Raw genomic sequence first — 410 nt, forward strand, 5'->3', positions numbered from 1 at the left:
GAATAAAGCCTACAATCTGACGGCTATTCGTGACCCGGAAGAAATGTTGATTAAACATCTGGTCGACTCGCTTAGCATTGCTCCTTATATAAAAGGTCAGGACATCGCTGATATCGGTACCGGCCCTGGATTACCCGGTATACCGATGGCCATCTTGTTTCCAGAAAAGCGCTTTTTGCTGGTCGACAGCAATGGTAAAAAGACACGCTTTTTGACTCAGAGTAAGATTACACTTTCGCTAGCCAATATCGAAATAGTGCATGGACGTGTAGAGAGTGTTGCGCAGGATAAACAATTTGACCAAATTATGTCACGCGCATTTACAGCGCTAGATAATATGGTAAAACTATGTAAGCACTTACTTACTGAAAAGGGTGAGTTTTTAGCAATGAAAGGTTTGCATCCAAAAG

1 protein-coding gene is annotated in these 410 nt (G+C 42.2%); it reads left to right on the forward strand.

Features of this window, described 5'->3' with window-relative positions; translation table 11 throughout:
• Positions 1 to 410: 16S rRNA (guanine(527)-N(7))-methyltransferase RsmG (rsmG, locus tag A3761_RS02750; RefSeq protein ID WP_068749764.1), on the forward strand; the 410-nt coding region annotated here is incomplete at both ends.

This window comes from Oleiphilus sp. HI0123, from assembly GCF_001635315.1.